This is a genomic window from Coleofasciculus sp. C1-SOL-03 (assembly GCF_040220555.1).
Classification (GTDB): Bacteria; Cyanobacteriota; Cyanobacteriia; order Cyanobacteriales; family Coleofasciculaceae; genus Coleofasciculus.
Genome location: NZ_JAVJUO010000136.1, coordinates 1 through 15,290, shown reverse-complemented (window position 1 = coordinate 15,290; position 15,290 = coordinate 1). Strand labels below are relative to the sequence as shown.

Below are 15,290 nucleotides of genomic sequence, written 5' to 3'. Positions count from 1 at the left end.
ATTATGGCAGAGTATCAAAAGATCGAATATCGCATTGGCAAGGATGGCAAAATCACCGAAACCGTCATCGGTGCGACTGGATCAAGTTGTACCGAAACCACTAAAGGGATTGAAGCCGATCTCGGAGAGGTAGAAACCCAAGAATTGCTGCCAGAATACTATGAAGGTGACGAAACCCTAACCACAGATCAAACCACCACCCTGCATCAACAGTAAAAGGAGCGGTAGCATGGTTCATGACCCTAACCTCTTGGGGCTAGGTTTACTGCTGTGGTTTGTCTTAACCACTTTCCTGATTAGTCGCTTTGGTCCGAAAAAAAGACCTGAAAGCCAGTCTGTCTCAGTTGCAGACTCCGCTCAAATCGAGGAATTAGAGGCACAATGTCAACGGCTACGATATGAACTCGAAGCGCGATCGCAGCAGCTATCGACAGATATCCAAGATACCACCTTTGAACAACTACGCCCCCTACTCACCAATTATCCCACCGCTTGCCGGATGATTGAAGCCCGCCCAGATTTACCCGCTAAAAATTTAGTCGCACTTTTTACTCCATTAGAGAATCTGATCCAGAATTGGGGATATGAACCCATTGGTCAACCTTGGGAACAGATTCCCTTTAATTCTCAACTCCACCAACCTGATGTTGACGATATCACAGAAGGAGAACTGGTTTATATTCGATTTGTCGGTTATCGAGATAATGAACGAATACTCTGTCCGGCTAAAGTCAGTCGTACCCTACCAAGGGGAGTGTCACACTAGTGCAAGAAGGCAGAAGGCAGGAGGCAGAAGGCAGAAGGGCAGAAAGCTTATACCATAAGATGAGAGCACCTTTTTTAACTGGAGAGTTACTTCCGCCGCGCTGGTCTAGAGAGATGAGGGAGATGAGGGAGATGAGGGAGATGAGGGAGATGGGGAAGATGGGGAGAATGGAGAAGATGAGAGAACTTTCCTTGTCTGTGTAATCAGTGTCAATAATCTCTCACCTCCCTACCCCTATCTCTCCAATAAATCCGTGAAATCAGTGTTTTGACAAATGACCAATACAGTTGCCATTGACTTCGGGACAAGCAACACAGTTGTCAGTATACTCGAAGCTGATACCAACAATCCCCAAACCATCCGACTCGGTTCACTCTCGCGCCTGTTTAAAACGACTTCCGGTGAGCCAGATATTCCTGTCATTCCTACCCTAGTTTTTATCAAGGATAATAATCAAATACTTCTGGGAGAACAAGTCCGTTCCCAGCGCTTAGGACAATCCCAACCGAGTCGCTTTTTCAAAGGCTTTAAACGAGATTTAGCGGCTGATTTTCAACCGCCTCCCCGTCTGATTAATGGTGAATCTTACACCGCTGAATCAGTTTCCGAACAATTTATCCAAACTATCTGGCAGCAATTAAAGGCGCAAAAAATCAACCCCTCTCAACTCATTTTAACCGTACCTGTGGGCGCATTCGAGCGCTATTTAGATTGGTTTCGTGAGGTGGCACGTCGCCTGGATGTGGAACAAATTAAACTGGTGGATGAATCCACAGCAGCGGCGTTAGGCTATGCGGTACAGCGTCCCAGTTCCTTGGTATTGGTGGTGGATTTTGGTGGTGGCACACTGGATTTAAGTTTAGTTCGTACTGCGCCACAATTGGATGCAGCCAAGCGCGATGGCGAAACGGTATTACGGGCAGAAGTATTAGCCAAATCCGATGCTTATGTCGGCGGCGAAGATGTGGATAGTTGGATTGTTGAAGACTATTTGCATCAGCAAGGATGGTCAAGGGAAGACATTGGTGAGGTGGGGTGGCAGAATTTATTGGAGTTAGCTGAACGGTTGAAGATTCGCTTATCGAGTCATCAGGAGGCGAAGGAAAGTTGGTTAGATGAGGAGACATTCACCTCATACAACTTGCAACTAGATCGGGATAAGTTAGAAGAAATTCTGGAAAATAGGCAGTTTTTGGAACAATTGCGGGAAGCGTTGGATGAAGTCTTAACGATCGCCTTAGGCAAAGGGATTAGTAAGAGTGATATTGAACAGGTGTTATTGGTTGGGGGGAGTTGTTTAATTCCCGCTGTCCAGCAGTTGATGCAGTCCTATTTTGGCAAGACGAAAGTTAAGTTAGATAAGCCTTTTGAAGCCGTGGCATACGGGGCGTTGGCATTAAATCAAGTAGCGAGTGTGGATGATTATTTACGCCACAGTTACGCCATTCGCTTATGGGAACCTTATGCGAAAACCTATTCCTATTTCACCTTATTTGAAAAAGGGATGCAATATCCCTGTGAACGTGGCGAACCGTTAACCTTACAAGTCGCCCTGGAAGGACAACGGGAAATTCGCTTAGATATTGGCGAAGTGGCAGAAATGGCACAAGCTGAAGTGACCTATGATACTCTGGGACGAATGACCAGTAGTCAGTTATCCAAGCAAGCCGCCTATCGTTCCTTGGATAGCGATCGCGAACAGGTTTGTGTGGCACATTTAGATCCACCGGGACAGGTGGGAGTTGACCGAATTTCCGTTCAATTTGAGGTAGATGAACGGCGGGTGCTAGTGGCGACAGTGAAGGATTTACAGACGGGGAAACTGTTAGTTGAAAAAAGTGCGATCGCCAAATTACAGTAGTGGTGGGGTTAGAGAGATTGTAGAGACGTTGCATGCAACGTCTCTACATAAATGATGTGTCCTAACAGCTATGGCGGTTGCTATAAAAAGCGCTTTTATGACGCGCTCACTTTTTTTAAACCACAACACGAGGAAGTCGATGTTTGAAGCCACAAAGGATTTCCCAGGATATTGTATTTAACGCTATTGCCCAGTCATCGGCAGAAATTTGCTTATCCCCATCTCGTCCAATCAAGGTGACAATTTCACCAACTTGTAAATCGGGAATATTACTCACATCCAGCATCAGTTGATCCATAGTAATCGCCCCAATCTGGGACACCCTTTGACCGCGAATTAATCCGGTCATTTTATTGGAGAGATTCCGGGGAACGCCATCAGCGTAACCAATCCCAACCACTGCCAACCGTAACGGTTGCTGGGCGATAAACTTATAGCCATAACTCACCCCCGTTCCTGCTGGTATTGTTTTCACTTGAGTCACCCGTGTTTTCACTTGCATGACGGGTTTGAGATTGACTTTTTGGTGTAAATGTGGTGCGGGATAGAGTCCATAAAGGGCTAATCCGACTCGTACCCAATCGTAATGCAAGGCGGGGTCAGTTAATGTGGCGGCGGAGTTGGCTAAGTGTAAACGAGGGGGGACAATATTCGCGGCGTGAAGTTCGGCAATCGCCGCTTCAAATCGCTGATGCTGTTGGTTCATCACCGTGAAATCTGGACTATCAGCGGTGGCGAAATGGGAATAGACGCTGGCGAGTTCTAAATGGGGTAATCGCTGGACTAATTGGACAAACTCGGTGGCTTGTTGCCAAGGCATTCCCAAGCGAGACATCCCGGTATCGATATTGAGATGAACGGGTAAGGGGATTTGACAACAACTGAGGGTATCAGAAAACACCAAAGCCTGTTGGGGTGTACAAATCGTAGGTTGTAAATGCCAATGGGCGATCGCACGTACTTGTTCCGGGGTATTGGTAGCCCCTAAAATCACGATGGGCGCGTCAATGCCCGCTTCTCGCAGTTGAATCCCTTCTTCTATCGTGGCGACACACAATCCATAGGCACCTGTGGCGAGTGCGGTTTGGGCTACCATGATTGCACCATGTCCGTAAGCGTCTGCTTTCACCACCGCCATGAGTTGAGTTTGGGCAGACAAAAGCTGCTTTAATTGATTGAGGTTATGGGTAAGTGCCGCGCGATCGATTTCAACCCAGGCGCGTTCGGTTAATCCGCCAGAGACTTGCCAGATGTTGGGATGCTCAACGCCTAACGGCATCAAAGGTAATCGCACGAGGATACCGGGTAAAAACAAATTAATGTCTATTGAGGTGCTCAACGCCTAATGGCATCAAAGGTAATCGCACTAGATAAACCAAGACCTAGATATCCTAGTTTAGATGCTGCGTACTCAACGCCTAATGGCATCAAAGGTAATAGCAGTGCTCAACGCCTAACGGCATCAAAGGTAATCGCACCGCGATCGCTAGACCCCTTAAATCATAATGGCTGCCAATCGATTTTGCAAGCAGGTTGACATCAAAATCTTAAGGGCACGATACTATCGTGCCCCTACCCCATCAACCATCTTCATCTATCTTCGCGGTGAAAATCAAACGATTGTTGTCGAAGATTTAGCCGTGAAGAATATGATGAAAAACCACAAGTTGGCTCAAGCAATGAGAAATGCAAGCTGGAGCGAACTGGTTAGACAGTTAGAATACAAGTGCCAGTGGTACGGTCGATTACTGGTTAAGATTGACCGATCAGGGGGTTAGGGGGAATGGAGAAGGGGTTAGGGAATGAGGGGAAAAATTCCACCCTTATCGCTGCAAATAAATAATCTTTGCCATTTCCCGATCCAACGCCGCACGAGTTCTGCCCACCTTAATAATATAAGAGGGGAACCGCTGCTCCAACAGAATCGGCATTCCGGGACTAATTCCCATCGCCATCAACTTCTGTAACGTCATCTCATCCTTTGTCTTCAAAGCAGCAACGGTGCCGCTATTACCCCGTTTAACTGATGCTAGTGCAATCATTTAAATCGTCACTCCTAATACATTTAACAAACTATTGACCAGATATCCCACAAAAAAGGCAAAGGGAAAAATAAATGCCACAATCGCCCAGGTTATTTTCGCCCCCCGCTCTTTCAACATGACTTGCAGTTGGGCAATACAAGGTAAAAACAGGGTCAATACAATCGCTGTCACCACCAACTGATTCCCGGTAAAAATTCCCTCTTGTTGCATATCAAATAACCCAGCCGCGCCGTAATCCCGCCGGAAGAAGCCATATAAAAATATGGGCGCTGCTTCTCTGGGCAATCCTAACCCTAAAGCAATCGGCTCAATCCCCTGAATAATCCAACCAAACAACCCGGTCAAACGCCCAAGCCAAATAATCACCGATGCCCAAATAAATAGAGGCAAAATCTCCAAAAAATACCACTTCATTCTGAGATAGGTTTTCACCAGAATGTTTTGCAGTTTGGGAAAGCGCAAGGGAGGAATTTCCATGTAAAAACTAGCTGGGTTTCCCGGAAGCAGTCGGGCGCTGACAAAGCCCGTAATCATGAAAATTGCCCCAATTACTCCCCCCCAAATCAACAACGCGGCAGGTTTTTGGGCTAACAATCCCACAATCACCCCCCACTGTGCTGCACAGGGAATGGCTAAGGAGAGTAAAAATGTGGCAATCAACCGTTCCCGTGTCGTCTCCAGGGTGCGGGTGACTAAGGTTGCCATGGTGTCACAGCCCAATCCTAATACAATCGGAATGACCGATCGCCCCGATAACCCGATCGCTTTAAACAGGTTATCCAGCATCAAGGATAATCGCGGCAGATAACCACTGTCTTCTAAGAAGGAAAACATTAAAAAGAAGGTAGCAACCACAGGTAAGACAATCGCCACCGCATAGCGAATCCCTAGGGTAATAATCCCGTAATCGTGGGCAATTAAATCCTGTAAGGGTTGCCAGGGTAAAATTACCGCTGCCGTTTGGTTGACAACGGGATTAATGTATGTCTCAAAGAAGGTTTCAATGGTATCCACCATCGTCCCCGCGCCGAATTCGCCGACAAATTTGTAAACCCCGTAATAGAGAATCACTAGCAAAATCGGAAATCCTGTCCACGGATTCACCGTGAGTTGGTGCAGTCGTTCCGCTAACGGGGTTTTCCCTTGATTCGATTCGCTGAGGGCAGTTTGTTCGATCGCCCACGCCCGTTGCTGACGCGCCTTAGCAATGGCAGAAATTAACGGTTCATCCAACTGACTCTCAGCATCGGCGATCGCGGCTTGAATTTCTGCTTCTGTCCCCTGAATCTGAAGCTGTTGCCAAAGTGCCGGATCTTTTTGCAACAGGAGTAAGGCAATACTGCGCCGAGACAGGGGATAATCCTGGGATAGCGACAATCGTGATAACAACGACTCCAGTTTCGCGATCGCCCCCTCAATAGGTTCCGGATAAGCAACCTGACTTAACATAATCATCCACCTTATATTTCAAATCTCGTAAACCAACATTCAGTGCCGCTGCCATGGTGACAACCGGAATCCCTAATTCCATCTCCAGGTGATCCCGGTGAATCTGAATCCCCAGTTGTTCGGCTTCATCAATCATGTTGACGGCTAACAGCACCGGTAAACCCGCTTCAATTAGCTGAAACGTCAAGGGAAGCATCCGCCCTAAGTTTTTGGCATCGACGACATGAATCACCACGTCTACGGATTCACTGAGTAATAAATCCCGCGACACTTTTTCCTCTTCGGTAATCGGGAGTAGGGAATACATTCCTGGCGTATCCACCACCGCAAACAGGCGATCTCCAACCGTCATCTGACCCCTGGAGACTTCCACCGTTGTACCGGGATAGTTAGACACGGTGACATAGGTTCCCGTCAGGGCATTAAACAGAACGCTTTTACCCACATTGGGCATCCCCACCAACGCGACTTGGGGAATCGATTCAGTTTTCAGCAGTGATGGTTGTGGTGATTTGCTCCACCATTTCCAGCCAGCCCCTCTTTTGGGCTTACGGTGACAGGTGTTCTGACATTTGTGACATTCCATATCGTCTTGACTCCAATGATAGGATGCGAATTCTGCAACTTGTTAAAAGTAATTCTCATTAACTTTAGTCAATAATGACCTAGATTTCTGTATCAGGTCTACCTTTTATAAAAGCTTAATATTTGGGGGAAGAGGAACCTCTCTTCGCTGAGATTCATTGATCGGAGCTTGACGCGAAGCCTTCTTCCTTGTCCTGATCAAAGTTTAAACCTATTATCTCAGTCTGACAAGATAAATAAAAGCTGAAACAGATTCTCTTTAGTGTTCCAGGGATTGGCGGCAATGGGGCGTTGGCTAGGTACGAAATATATAGTAATTTACCGAAATATTTTTTAATAAATGTTGAGAATAAGTAGGTTGGTGGAAATAAACTTAACTAGATTAAGTTATGTAAACAAGCCTCAAACCCTTACTGTTCCCTGTTAAGAGTTCCCTAATCTCCACCGCCCGCCTTTAATTGTGTCCACCTACTTAAGTCACTTGAACTTGAAGTCGGGTGGGCAAGAATCATCAACCTGGAAATGCTCAGGTTATCGAGAGAGTGTTATTGCCCACCTCAATCATCTGTACACCGTCACCCTTTCACCCCATCACTCCCTCTTTGGTGAACTGATGGGTACTTGCAGCCAAATTGCCCTAGGATGACGAGTGACTTGTCGTATACCGTTGTTCTGCCAGATCTCGGATCAGAGACAAGCGATTATAGAGATAGTCATTCAAAATATGCATTTCCTCTGAGTTCAGACCTCGCTCTTGTTTGAATTGCTTGAGTATCCACTGAACGAGACTAGCATCGTCAAGTTTCAGTAGCAGGTTAGTTTGAGTCGTTTCAATTAAAGACCACAACTGACGCAGCATTGTGGGAGTCATACAATCTCCTTCCTTAGGTAAAGTGGCAGCAGCCGAGAAATAAAGCTGGTTTTCCAGCGCCGTGTCGTGATCCGGCAAAGAACACGACTCCTTTAAGAATTACTTAAGGATTGCTTGTTTTTTTTACCATAACTCATCTGGCTCCACCAACTCACGATTGTAGTGATGTTGATACAAGAGTTACCAAAGCCTTAACAAACTGAAAAAATACTTGATAAAGCCGACCTATCGATTGACTAAGTAGTCGGACAAAAGTCAACGGGATTGTATTAAATTTTGTAAATCCCCCTCAAACCCTGACGGCAAGCTCAGATCCATGCTCCTCTCTACTCTCGTATTGGATTCACCCTCCTAATCTGGGATCGTTATTAATTCTTGCGATCGCAGATCGTTGCGGTCGGTCAAGCTCAAAATGAATTTTTTGAGCCGGGAAGTAAATCGCCTGATATGCCTGAATTGTTTCTGATGGAGACAATCCTTCTTGTGAACGAGTAATCGCCCGTTCTAGGGCTGTCTCAAAGCTGCAATCAATCAAACCCGATATTGTAGATTGCTCCTTCTGACCAGATTAAGTCTAATTCTTCAGTCTGAAAAGGAAGATTTTCCATGGAACCAACACTACCATTGACTCTATCCTGAATATTTAATTTACGGGCGTTAATATTGAATAGATCTATAAAGATAGGAAATAAATCGATGCCTGTAATATGCCCGGACGTATAATTAGCCATTACCATTGTCTGACCACCGGTTCCACAACCAATATCAGCAATTTTTGATTCCTTCGTCAGATGCTCAATAAAGCTCAAAGCTTTAATAGTGATTTCGGGACTTCCCGGTCCTTGTCGTTCTAGGGTTGAAAAATATTCGCAGATTAATTGAAAATCGAATTCGTGAATTGATTTATTTTTATCGTTCATGACATTTTCATTACTAAGGGAGAAATTGCCAAGCTCTATGACTGTAAAGGTTTTAGGTTTCACTATTTTGATAGTATAGCACTACACTTTCACTTTACTAGCCTTGAGGTAGTATCTAAGCTTGCCTTTTACACAAACATCTTTTTTAGAGAATCGGGAATAGAGTTTAGAGGAATTGAGTTGATTCAGTTTCTGGAGTGAGGTCGAGGTTGCGATAGATTTGCTCAATGGGAAAACTTAGATTGATGCTTTTGAGTTCGATGGTGTCGCCTGCTTGGTAGTTAATGATCAGCCATTCGCCTGTCTCTTTTTTGTGATACAAATCGATTTCCATGCGGGTGGAACTAACTAACAAATAGTCTTGTAGGGCTGGATTATGGCGATACATTCTAAACTTGCTGCCTCTGTCATAGGCTTCGGTGCTGGGGGAAAGAACTTCAACGACTAAGCAGGGATAGGTAATGTATTGGGTTGTGGTTTTGTCGCGATCGTCGCAGGTGACGCTGACATCGGGATAGGTGTAGTTATTTGTACCGACAATGTTAATTCTCAGGTCTGAGGTGGCGGTGTCGCAGCCACTCCCTTCTAAATGAGTGGTAAACAACGTGATAAACTTGGCTGCAAGTAAGCTATGGTTTTTACTACCGCCACCCATGGCATAAACTTGACCGTCGATCAGCTCGTGTTTTTCGAGTTGCTGTTCTTCCCAAGTGAAGTATTCTTCGGGGGTTAGGGTGGGGAATTTTTCTGGGGCTGGAATCATGGTTTCGTGACCTCCTAAGTTTGTCGCTGCTTGGGGGTAGTTTAGCTCTGGGTTATTTGGGATGGTATTACGATCGCGTGAGACTTGCGGTTTCTGGATCGTAGCGAAATTGATTGATTGTTCCTGCCTTGATTTTTTCAATCACTTCTTCAATCGCTTCTAATGGCACGAGAAACCATTCTCTCGGCTGTACGGGAATGCCAAAGCGATCGCGCAATCCCACATCTAAACGAACATTATCGAAAAACTTGTGCAGGAGTGCTTCCAGTTTCTTCGGGTTGATATTAGCCAGTTTGAAGGTAGCGACGATTTCCACCTCTGCGAGTAGGTAGGTTGGGTCTTTTTTCGCGTTGGCAATTCGCTTTTTGACATCGCCGACCGTGACACCAATTTTGTGGACTAACTCATAATTCTGAACAATAAAGGGATCGTCGGATTTGCTTCTCAGCACATAGATGTAGCCCGTTGTGATATCGTCTTCGGCTTCGGTTTGAGCAAACAAAGGCAGGGAACTAAAATCAGGGTTGGTGATGCGACGACTGGTTTTGTCTTTATTTAATGCCCGTTGAAGCGATCGCAGCAATAGATTACTCTCTGTCCCGTTGTCGTAAATGACTCGTAACCTGCGGTCGGGGCGACCATAATCGCTGATAAACGGTTCACCTAGATCGGCGACGATCAACTTCTGCCCATCCAGAATAAAGAAATCCCCCTGATTGACCGTCGCATCATCCCGATATTTCAGGGTTTCTCTAGCCCCAGTTTCTAAGTCCTGTTGCACTTTTTTAAAGATGGGTTTGAACTGTCGAAAGTCCTGACAGGGGGTACGCTTAACTTTGGGTGCAGGGGCGGTATCTACCCCCAATTCCGCGAGTAGGTCTAAATCGGCATCGGTGGTGTGTTTAGGCATTGTTTTCCTCCTTCACTTTACGTTGTAGGAATGCCACCCCTTCTGCCATGCGTTTTTCCCAGGGGTCAGTTGCCGTGAGGGAGGGTAAGCGTCCCCGTTCCTGCTTAAACCGCACGGCGCGTTGGGTGAGTTCTCTGGCTTCATCAACTGAGAGGCTGACCCGCTTGGCAGCAATGACTGCCGCGACTTGCTTGAGCCGTTCTTCGCTCATGGACTTAGCTAGGATGGCGTAGGCTTCCCCAAAAGGATTAATGCGATCGATCAAATCCATGTCCAGTTCCGTGACCGAGAGGGCGAACTGCCTGATTCCGTCGATGAGGGCGGTGTTTTTCGTCCCTTCGCTATTACTGGAATTCACATTATACGTCCCACCCTTTTCATTTACGGTTTGCTTGGCTTGTTGGACGAGGTTAAGCGCCGCGATCGCGTGTTGACGAATTGTCTCTTGATCTTCGTGCTCAAATTCTGGAAACTTCTCTTTAATAATTTTGCCCATCCGCACCTGGGTTAGTTCTTCTGGCACCAGTTCTTCGTCAAATAGACCGCGCTCGATGGTAGGCTTATCTTGGACAAAAGCTGTCACCAGTTCGGTTAAGTCCTCCCGACAAACCCGTTGGGCTTCCTGGCTTTTGGGTTCAGCGAGTCCTTTAATTTCCAGTTGAATTTGTCCCGTTTCTGCATTGACTCCCACATTACACCCATGGGGGTCATACCCTCCTTCTCCGTAATCAAAGCCAGGGGTGGGTTGATTGTTGGGGTTTTTCGGTTTGAACTCGAAGCGGGGAGCAAGTACCTGTTCCATCAAGAGGCTGGCAGCAATGGCTTTGAGGGTGTCGTTGACTGCCTCAGTCACGGCAGTTTCGCTGGCATCGGGTTCAGCGATGAGGTTGGTGAAACGGGCGCGAGTTTTACCTGGGGCATCACGGGTGGCGCGACCGATGATTTGGACAATCTCGGTGAGGCTGGAACGATAACCGATGGTGAGGGCGTGTTCGCACCAAATCCAGTCGAAGCCTTCCTTTGCCATACCCAGGGCGATAATGATATCCACGCGATCGCGCTTATTTTTCTGGCTGGGGTCTTTCAGACTAGCCGTGACTTTATCTCGCTTGCTGGGGTCGTCGTCTACAAGGTCGGCAATCTTCAAGACTGTACCATCGGCGGTTTGTACCAGTTGAAACCCGGTTGCGGGGTCAGTTCCTTGCCATTCCCCCAATTCCTCGATGATGTGTTCCACTTCGCGGATTTTATCTTTGGTACTTTCACGGGAGTTGACATTGGGGATGTGAATAATCGTCTTCTCCTGGGGATTGAGAACTTCCATAATTGCGTCGGTGTAGCTTCCGGCATAGAAGTAGTAGCCGATATCCAGTTGTTTCAGATATTGATAGCCATTCAGTTGTTCGTAATAGGTGTAGGTGACGGTATCAAATCTCGCCTCGTCCTCAGGATGTAGCACCGCCTCTGCATCCCCGCGAAAATAAGAACCCGTCATAGCGACAATGTGGGTTTTGTCGCGGGTCATCAGTTGACGTATAATATCGCCTAGTTTGTTGTCGGGATTGGCGGAAATGTGGTGAAACTCATCGACGGCAATCAAGCGGTTATCCAGGGCTGCAACGCCAAATTTATCCACGGTAAAGCGAAAGGTGGCATGGGTACAGACCAGCACTTTGGCATCACTATCCAGGAATTTCCGAACTGCATCGACCTTCCCGCCGTCGGTTCCAGGTGCGTCGCAGAGGTTCCACTTGGGTACAACGAGCCAATCTGCCCAGAAGCCAAACTGACTCAGGGGTTCATTATGAAAACTTGCCCCGATGGACTTTTCCGGGACAACGATAATGGCTTGTTGTAATCCCTGGTTTTCCAGCTTATCCAGGGCGATGAACATCAAGGCGCGACTTTTACCAGACGCAGGGGGGGATTTAATCAACAGGTATTGTTCTCCCCGCTTTTGGTAAGCTCGTTCCTGCATCGGGCGCATCCCTAGCTCATTGAGGCGAGTGGACGTGCCAGCTTGGGTGTAGGTGACGGAAACGGCAGGAATCGCGATCGCGTTGTTCATAAGTTAAGCAATGGTCGGGTTCTGGGTTATCTAAAATGGTTTGTTGTAAACGCTTTACGGTTGAAGGGGAGAAAAACTGTTCCCCTGTTTCTTCATTAACACGGGCAGGCACGTTCTCGATCAAAATAATTTGACCATTCAGATTTAAGGTATAGGTTACTTCCTTCTCAACATAAGCTACTTGTGAGTTAGGGGTCATCGCTATTTAGTCTCCTTTGTAGCAAAACCAAAGCAAATTAGTATTACTCCCCTGCTAAGGCAATGGCTTGTGCAAAAACCGTCGGGCTAATGCGTAAACCCACTTGAACAAGGTTTTCTAAATCTTGTTTGACAGATGAGATATATCCCCTCTGCTTCGCCAGTATGATGACTGCTAAAGTTCCTCGAACCGGAATTTGGAGAATTTTGGCAGCTTTCCGTGCAGCTAAGTCATCAATAATGGCTTCATAGCCATCATGGTTTATGACCCAAGATAGCACCTGGCTTTCTCCTAATCCAAGATCCCAACTGGCAATCCTTGAGTCAATGTTAGTAGCAGGTTTAATGAGTGCTTGACCTGTTTCTTGCAGCCAAAGAACTGCACTGTCAGCATATCCACCTAGAAGAATCTCATTGGCAACACCTTGGGGAATGACCACTTCATCGCAGAGTTCACTGAGTAAATGAATGCGGTCAATTTTGGTCAGGCTGATGATCGGTGAGGCATTGACGACCCAACGCTTAACCACGACTGACTTCCTCTGTCAGTTCTTCGGGGGTGGTTTGAAATGGGGAAACGCTAAAGCGGTGCAAAGCTTGAAAAAACTCTTGACGACTGATTCCTGTAATTTCAGTCGCTTTGGATTGGGAAATTATCCCAACCTCGTACCACTTGACGACAGCAGCAATCAGGAGTTCTTGGGCAAATTCCTCTGGGGTACTGCGGAGGGCAGAGAAGGCACTTTCGGGTAGGTTCAGTTGAATTTGAATCATGGTGGGATGAGGTTTAGACGACTAATTTTTGGATCGGGTTATTGACGTTTGTTGGACTGTTTAGGAGGTGGTCATCGTTGTATAAAGCTCAAACAGTTTCTCTAAGCGTTCGGTGTCATTTTTGAAGCGACGACCGATGTAGATGCGCTCTAATACTTCATCATTGCGATTGTGGGCTTCTCGCACTAGGGGAAACTCTTTGTCCATGCGCTCTGGGTCGTACATATCCGCAATGGTGGCGGGGAAATACTGCTCTCGCGCTAGGAGGATGTCTTCGGCGCAACGGGTGAGGTCAGTTTTGTTTTGTTCGGTGAGGGTGGGGACGGGAAAGGTGTTGTAGCAAGTAGAAGACGTATATCTTATCCTGTCCTCAAGTTTTCCAGCTATCGCTCTTACCCAGGACAAATGCAAAGTTGAAGACACAATACTTAAAACATAAAGATTAGGTTCTTGGATTATGCTGGCTGCATTATTAATCACATAGCGTTCATCCAAGTATCCTGCTGTAATATATTCTCGTCTCTCAGAAAAAACTGTTGGTACAATAATTTGATGCGTATCACGTTTATTTATCCAAGCAAATTTATGTGGACGATAAATCGCTGTTTTTGCGCGTGTTCCAGCATTTTGGCGATAAGTTCTGACTTGTTCAACTCTATTGGCAATTTCTGCACTATCTAAAGCACTACTTACTTGCTCATCTTCAATCCATAGACACCACCTAATAGTTCCCTTAATAAACTCATTTGAACCTATGTAAGGACGGATATATTTCGCAAAGTTACCATCTTCATGAGCCACTATTTCTTCGCGTTGATTGCGGTCAAGTATTAAATTGCCACCATCTAAAGCTCCGCTTCCATCAGTTATGAAAGCATCGAAACAAATCGGCTTTTTTCTACTCCTTACAAAAATATTCTTTGCATTTAGAAGATAAGCATTAATATTGTCAGCACTTCTTGAAGTAAGTACGCCATCTTGGTCTAAAGTATAAATCCTTCGATTTTTAATGGGAGGATTAGATATACCAATTATGACAACGGAAACCCCTGCATTATGGCTTGCCAGATTAGCCCACTTAAAAGATGTGTAAGCAAATGCGATTTCTTGACCACTTTCAAAAACGAGTGACCAAAGCATAGATGCTTGAACCCCTTGGCAAATTGAATTGGTAGCAACAAAAGCACTAGCTGTAGGAGTAGATTTACTATAATCTGATGCTTTGATAAACCATCCACACACATAGTCAAGTGCTTTCCATTTTTTTGTTCTTTGTGCAAATAGAGTCCCTAAATCTTCTGTTTGCTCTTTTGTACGCCAATTACTTCCTTTATAAGGCGGATTCCCACAAATATAAGTCTCTCCCCCCTCATTCTCAAACTCAATCTCTGCCTCATCCCGCGTTTCCTGCCACAAATCTAAATCCTCTCGTTGCACCCTCACCCCCTTATCCGTCGGCGGACACAAACTCAACCAATCCAACCGCAACGCATTCCCACAGGTAATCCAATTCTCCGCTTTCAACGGCAAAAACTCCGCCAACGCCAACTTGGGTCCCCGATATAGCACATCACACTGATACTCGGCAATAATCAACGCCAACCGCGCAATCTCACAGGAAAAATGCCGAATCTCAATCCCCCGAAAATTCGTCAACGGAATCTCCGAAGCCCGATTCGCCTCCCCCCGGCGCTGGTTAATCTCCGCCTCAATTGCCCGCATCTCCTTATAGGCAATCACCAAAAAATTCCCCGACCCACAAGCCGGGTCAAACACCCGAATCCGTGCCAGCCGTTTCCGCAGATTCAGCAACTTGCGCCCATTCTCCCCTGCTGCTGCCAGTTGCTCGCGCAAATCATCCAAAAACAACGGATTCAGCACCTTGAGGATATTCGGCACACTGGTATAATGCATTCCCAACGCCCCACGCTCGTCCTCATCCGCTACCGCCTGAATCATCGAGCCGAAAATGTCGGGGTTGATCTTTGTCCAGTCGAGATTGCCTACATGAAGCAAGTAAGACCGAGCAATTCGGCTAAAGCGGGGGACGATAAGACCCTCACCCCCAGCCCCTCTCCCA

The 15,290-nt window shown here is 46.4% G+C and carries 15 protein-coding genes and 3 pseudogenes; 4 read left to right on the top strand and 14 right to left on the bottom strand.

Features of this window, described 5'->3' with window-relative positions; genetic code table 11:
- Nucleotides 1-3 precede the first annotated feature (3 nt).
- From RIE73_RS21405 to RIE73_RS21395, 3 genes are all read left to right on the top strand, one after another.
- On the top strand, nucleotides 4-216 hold the full coding sequence (locus RIE73_RS21405; RefSeq protein ID WP_446403108.1) for a DUF2997 domain-containing protein: 213 nt from the start codon (nucleotides 4-6) through the stop codon (nucleotides 214-216).
- Between the two features lie 13 nt (nucleotides 217-229).
- Nucleotides 230-766, top strand: coding sequence for a nucleotide exchange factor GrpE (locus RIE73_RS21400; RefSeq protein ID WP_446403107.1), 537 nt, complete (start codon nucleotides 230-232; stop codon nucleotides 764-766).
- A gap of 274 nt (nucleotides 767-1,040) precedes the next feature.
- Nucleotides 1,041-2,627 (top strand): Hsp70 family protein, encoded by a 1,587-nt coding sequence (locus tag RIE73_RS21395; protein WP_446403106.1) that lies wholly within the window; start codon nucleotides 1,041-1,043, stop codon nucleotides 2,625-2,627.
- A 115-nt stretch (nucleotides 2,628-2,742) separates the two neighbouring features.
- On the opposite strand, the gene alr is transcribed toward RIE73_RS21395, so the two are convergent.
- Nucleotides 2,743-3,906: an alanine racemase gene (gene alr, locus RIE73_RS21390; RefSeq protein WP_446403125.1), complete on the bottom strand. Its 1,164-nt coding sequence runs from the start codon at nucleotides 3,904-3,906 to the stop codon at nucleotides 2,743-2,745.
- 226 nt (nucleotides 3,907-4,132) lie between these two features.
- Between alr and RIE73_RS21385 the strand changes: the two are divergent.
- Nucleotides 4,133-4,393: pseudogene (locus RIE73_RS21385) on the top strand (IS200/IS605 family accessory protein TnpB-related protein); the annotation flags it as partial.
- Between the two features lie 57 nt (nucleotides 4,394-4,450).
- Here the strand turns inward: RIE73_RS21385 and RIE73_RS21380 are convergent.
- The 13 genes and pseudogenes from RIE73_RS21380 to RIE73_RS21320 all read right to left on the bottom strand — a co-directional run.
- Nucleotides 4,451-4,669, bottom strand: coding sequence for a FeoA family protein (locus RIE73_RS21380; protein ID WP_446350619.1), 219 nt, complete (start codon nucleotides 4,667-4,669; stop codon nucleotides 4,451-4,453).
- Nucleotides 4,670-6,121 (bottom strand): nucleoside recognition domain-containing protein, encoded by a 1,452-nt coding sequence (locus RIE73_RS21375; RefSeq protein WP_446403105.1) that lies wholly within the window; start codon nucleotides 6,119-6,121, stop codon nucleotides 4,670-4,672. It lies immediately after the preceding gene.
- Nucleotides 6,087-6,707: a FeoB small GTPase domain-containing protein gene (locus RIE73_RS21370; RefSeq protein WP_446403104.1), complete on the bottom strand. Its 621-nt coding sequence runs from the start codon at nucleotides 6,705-6,707 to the stop codon at nucleotides 6,087-6,089. The genes RIE73_RS21375 and RIE73_RS21370 overlap by 35 nt, the downstream gene beginning before the upstream one ends.
- Nucleotides 6,708-7,343: 636 nt before the next feature.
- Nucleotides 7,344-7,577 (bottom strand): hypothetical protein, encoded by a 234-nt coding sequence (locus RIE73_RS21365; RefSeq protein ID WP_446396178.1) that lies wholly within the window; start codon nucleotides 7,575-7,577, stop codon nucleotides 7,344-7,346.
- Between the two features lie 343 nt (nucleotides 7,578-7,920).
- The gene (locus RIE73_RS21360) at nucleotides 7,921-8,112 is read right to left on the bottom strand and encodes a hypothetical protein (RefSeq protein ID WP_446403103.1); all 192 of its coding nucleotides are present in this window, start codon (nucleotides 8,110-8,112) and stop codon (nucleotides 7,921-7,923) included.
- Nucleotides 8,108-8,497: pseudogene (locus tag RIE73_RS21355) on the bottom strand (class I SAM-dependent methyltransferase); the annotation flags it as partial. The pseudogene RIE73_RS21355 and the gene RIE73_RS21360, both read right to left, overlap by 5 nt.
- A 166-nt stretch (nucleotides 8,498-8,663) precedes the next feature.
- Complete coding sequence (locus RIE73_RS21350; RefSeq protein ID WP_446403102.1) at nucleotides 8,664-9,260, bottom strand: Uma2 family endonuclease; 597 nt, start codon at nucleotides 9,258-9,260, stop codon at nucleotides 8,664-8,666.
- Nucleotides 9,261-9,327: 67 nt separating this feature from the next.
- Nucleotides 9,328-10,089 (bottom strand): annotated as a pseudogene (locus RIE73_RS21345) (GIY-YIG nuclease family protein); the annotation flags it as partial.
- 73 nt (nucleotides 10,090-10,162) lie between these two features.
- The gene (locus tag RIE73_RS21340; RefSeq protein WP_446403101.1) at nucleotides 10,163-12,238 is read right to left on the bottom strand and encodes a DEAD/DEAH box helicase; all 2,076 of its coding nucleotides are present in this window, start codon (nucleotides 12,236-12,238) and stop codon (nucleotides 10,163-10,165) included.
- On the bottom strand, nucleotides 12,165-12,437 hold the full coding sequence (locus tag RIE73_RS21335) for a YgiT-type zinc finger protein (protein ID WP_446403100.1): 273 nt from the start codon (nucleotides 12,435-12,437) through the stop codon (nucleotides 12,165-12,167). Before RIE73_RS21335 ends, RIE73_RS21340 begins: the two co-directional genes overlap by 74 nt.
- Before the next feature lie 43 nt (nucleotides 12,438-12,480).
- Nucleotides 12,481-12,966, bottom strand: a complete 486-nt coding sequence (locus RIE73_RS21330) for a DUF3368 domain-containing protein (protein ID WP_446403099.1) — start codon at nucleotides 12,964-12,966, stop codon at nucleotides 12,481-12,483.
- On the bottom strand, nucleotides 12,959-13,210 hold the full coding sequence (locus RIE73_RS21325; protein WP_446403098.1) for a UPF0175 family protein: 252 nt from the start codon (nucleotides 13,208-13,210) through the stop codon (nucleotides 12,959-12,961). The genes RIE73_RS21330 and RIE73_RS21325 overlap by 8 nt, the downstream gene beginning before the upstream one ends.
- Before the next feature lie 60 nt (nucleotides 13,211-13,270).
- On the bottom strand, nucleotides 13,271-15,290 hold a 2,020-nt coding region (locus tag RIE73_RS21320), incomplete at its 5' end, for a class I SAM-dependent DNA methyltransferase (protein ID WP_446403097.1).

What these genes read in the sequence shown, in the direction of transcription:
- RIE73_RS21380 (WP_446350619.1), bottom strand. Translation starts at nt 4,669, where the DNA reads ATGATTGCACTAGCATCAGTTAAACGGGGTAATAGCGGCACCGTTGCT.
- RIE73_RS21370 (WP_446403104.1), bottom strand. Translation starts at nt 6,707, where the DNA reads ATGGAATGTCACAAATGTCAGAACACCTGTCACCGTAAGCCCAAAAGA.
- RIE73_RS21375 (WP_446403105.1), bottom strand. Translation starts at nt 6,121, where the DNA reads ATGTTAAGTCAGGTTGCTTATCCGGAACCTATTGAGGGGGCGATCGCG.
- RIE73_RS21395 (WP_446403106.1), top strand. Translation starts at nt 1,041, where the DNA reads ATGACCAATACAGTTGCCATTGACTTCGGGACAAGCAACACAGTTGTC.
- RIE73_RS21335 (WP_446403100.1), bottom strand. Translation starts at nt 12,437, where the DNA reads ATGACCCCTAACTCACAAGTAGCTTATGTTGAGAAGGAAGTAACCTAT.
- RIE73_RS21400 (WP_446403107.1), top strand. Translation starts at nt 230, where the DNA reads ATGGTTCATGACCCTAACCTCTTGGGGCTAGGTTTACTGCTGTGGTTT.
- RIE73_RS21325 (WP_446403098.1), bottom strand. Translation starts at nt 13,210, where the DNA reads ATGATTCAAATTCAACTGAACCTACCCGAAAGTGCCTTCTCTGCCCTC.
- RIE73_RS21350 (WP_446403102.1), bottom strand. Translation starts at nt 9,260, where the DNA reads ATGATTCCAGCCCCAGAAAAATTCCCCACCCTAACCCCCGAAGAATAC.
- alr (WP_446403125.1), bottom strand. Translation starts at nt 3,906, where the DNA reads ATGCCGTTAGGCGTTGAGCATCCCAACATCTGGCAAGTCTCTGGCGGA.
- RIE73_RS21365 (WP_446396178.1), bottom strand. Translation starts at nt 7,577, where the DNA reads ATGACTCCCACAATGCTGCGTCAGTTGTGGTCTTTAATTGAAACGACT.
- RIE73_RS21340 (WP_446403101.1), bottom strand. Translation starts at nt 12,238, where the DNA reads ATGAACAACGCGATCGCGATTCCTGCCGTTTCCGTCACCTACACCCAA.
- RIE73_RS21405 (WP_446403108.1), top strand. Translation starts at nt 4, where the DNA reads ATGGCAGAGTATCAAAAGATCGAATATCGCATTGGCAAGGATGGCAAA.